The following is a 2,554-nucleotide window of genomic DNA, read 5'->3' on the forward strand; positions in this document are numbered from 1 at the left end:
TAAAAGCCTACGATGAGGAACTCTTCCTTTCCTCACGTGGGAACAAGAGTCCTCGGTTAAATTATACAACAAGAAATAGCATACCGGGGACTAAAAAAATGAAGAAAGAAAAGTTATCCCTGCCTGTCTCTGTTGCTCAAACCAACTGCCATTTGGGAACAGTTTCAGGTAGTCTGTCTCCTTGACTTGACATAGTAGGTGAGAGGGCCGCTGTGCGGCTGGTGAGCACGCTGCGCGTGGGTGAGCCCAGCTGCGCTGGGGGGTGGGCCTGACTACGTCAGGGGTGAGCACTCCTTCGGAGTGGGTGAAAACTGCTTCGCGGTTGAAAAAGCAGGTCGCTTGCAGACGCTGTATCTGGCTTCGCCGGGGCTATGCTGGGCTTACGCCCAGGCTATGCGTGACTTCGTCACGGCTATGCGCAACTACGTTGCGGCTCTAAAAACGAGAACCGGTAACTGAGATCCGGTAGCCGCGTAGCGTCCATCTCGGTCTCTCGGTTTCTCGGACTCTCGTGTTTTGGATTCCGTCAATCCTTCCTCCAGTAAAGCCCGAAACCAGCGGTTCCCGGGCCTACGTGGGTGGAGATGACTTTTCCCATGTAGGATACGTCTATCGGGGATCTGACGTTATAAATTTTCTTAAGAGCTTCTTCAAGAGGTCCGATGCCTTCTTCGTTGTCAGCGTGTACCAGTATCACGTCAACCGATGAACCTCCGGTACTTCCTCGATGATCTTTTCTATAAGCGTCTTCTGTGCCTTTTTGCTGCCTCTGACTTTTTTGAAGGGGATCATTTCACCTGTTTTGTGATCGATGTATATTCCAACATTTATGCTTAAGAGATTTCCGACAAAGCCTTGAAATTTTGAAACCCTTCCACCTTTAACAAGATAATCGAAGTTGGAAACGTAAAATACCGCGTGAAACCTTCCTGAAGCTATTTCGTTTTCAAGGAGTTTTCCAACTTCTTCAACGTTTTTCCCTTCGTTCAGGAGTTCACGAGCACGCATAGCGACAAGGGCGTTTACTCCACTTGCTTTTTTGGTGTCAACAACGCGTATCGGTATGTCTATCTCTCTTGAAGCGAGGGTCGCTGAATTAAAGGTTCCTGACATGGCCGTTGAAATACAGAGTACCAGTATTTCATCGTATCCACGATTTTTGGCTTCTTGATATATCTCAAGAAATTCTGCCGGCGAAGGTTGGGAGGATACGGGAAGTTTATCTGTCTCTCTGAGTTTTTTCCAGTATTCCTTCAAGTCTTTAAGTTCTCTGGTATCATCGTCTTCTTTATCTCCATTTGGCCATGTGATGTGAAGTGGAACTATGGAAACATCATATTTTTCAAGCCATTCTTTTGGAATATCACCTGTACTATCTAAAAGGATTTTTACTTTTTTCATTTTTATACTCCTCCATTCCATTTTTCATTCTTCAAAGTTGGTTTCAAAATCTATTTTAACGCTTATTTGTGATTTTTGCTAACGCACCTTGTAAAACACGGTTAATGTGAATTCATAGATACGATTCCTCATAAGAAAATAGCCGGTAGGGCACAACAAATACTAACATTTTTTATGCCCTACCGGACAATATTTAATAATTATAACGGGCTTTGTTTCTTAAATAGACTTATATCTCGTATATCTTTGTGTATTTTTCTTTTATATAGCGAATAAAATATTCGGGATTTAATTCTTCACCTGTACTGATTTTGATGAGCTCTTCAGGAAGATATTTTTTTCCATGACGATGAATGTTTTCCCGCAACCATTCTATGAGAACAGCGACGTTTCCTTTCTCAATGTTTTTTCTGAGTTTTGGGATTTCTTCTTCGGCTTTGGCAAAGAGTTGCGCCGCGTAAAGGTTACCCAACATATAGGATGGGAAATATCCTATCATTCCATTGGCCCAATGAACATCTTGAAGGACACCTTCGGCATCATTCTGAGGTTCTATTCCAAGATATTCTTTGATCTTTTCGTTCCACGCTCTTGGGAGGTCTTTAACTTCAAGGGATTTGTTTAGCATCGCCTCTTCCAGTTCGAATCTGAGCATTATGTGGAAGTTGTAGGTAACTTCATCGGCTTCGATACGGATGAGTGAGGGTTCAACGTGGTTTATGGCACGGTAGAATCTGTCCAGCGAAACCCTTCCAAATTGTTTCGGGAAAACCTTTTTTATTTCAGGATAGAAGAATTTGAGAAATTCGTAGCTTCGTGCGACCATATTCTCCATCATTCGGGATTGAGATTCGTGGATTCCTAGAGATACTGCTCCATATATGGGAGTATATTTGAACTCTTCAGGAAGTCCTTGTTCGTATAGCGCGTGACCGCCTTCATGGAATGTCCCGTACAGAGACGGTTGTAGAAAGTGCGGATCATACTTTGTGGTGACTCTTACATCGCCGGCACCAAGGCTTATGGTAAATGGATGAACGGTGTCGACATCGATTATAAAATAGTAAAAACGTCGGTCAAAAATGAGCAAAAACATCGGTAAGAATTGAGTAGTAACATCTGAATATCTCAGATAGAAAAGGAGGTATTCAGA

3 pseudogenes are annotated in these 2,554 nt (G+C 43.0%); 1 reads left to right on the forward strand and 2 read right to left on the reverse strand.

The annotated features are described in order from the left end of the window. Positions 1-185: pseudogene (locus DU53_RS09380) on the forward strand (IS110 family transposase); the annotation flags it as partial. A 341-nt stretch (positions 186-526) separates the two neighbouring features. Here DU53_RS09380 and DU53_RS09390 read toward each other — a convergent pair. Together DU53_RS09390 and DU53_RS09395 are read right to left on the reverse strand one after the other, a co-directional pair. After that, positions 527-1,422, reverse strand: a pseudogene (locus DU53_RS09390) (DegV family protein). A gap of 208 nt (positions 1,423-1,630) precedes the next feature. Then, positions 1,631-2,554, reverse strand: a pseudogene (locus DU53_RS09395) (hypothetical protein); the annotation flags it as partial.

The organism is Kosmotoga sp. DU53 (genome assembly GCF_001639905.1).
In the GTDB taxonomy this organism is placed as follows: domain Bacteria; phylum Thermotogota; class Thermotogae; order Petrotogales; family Kosmotogaceae; genus Kosmotoga; species Kosmotoga olearia.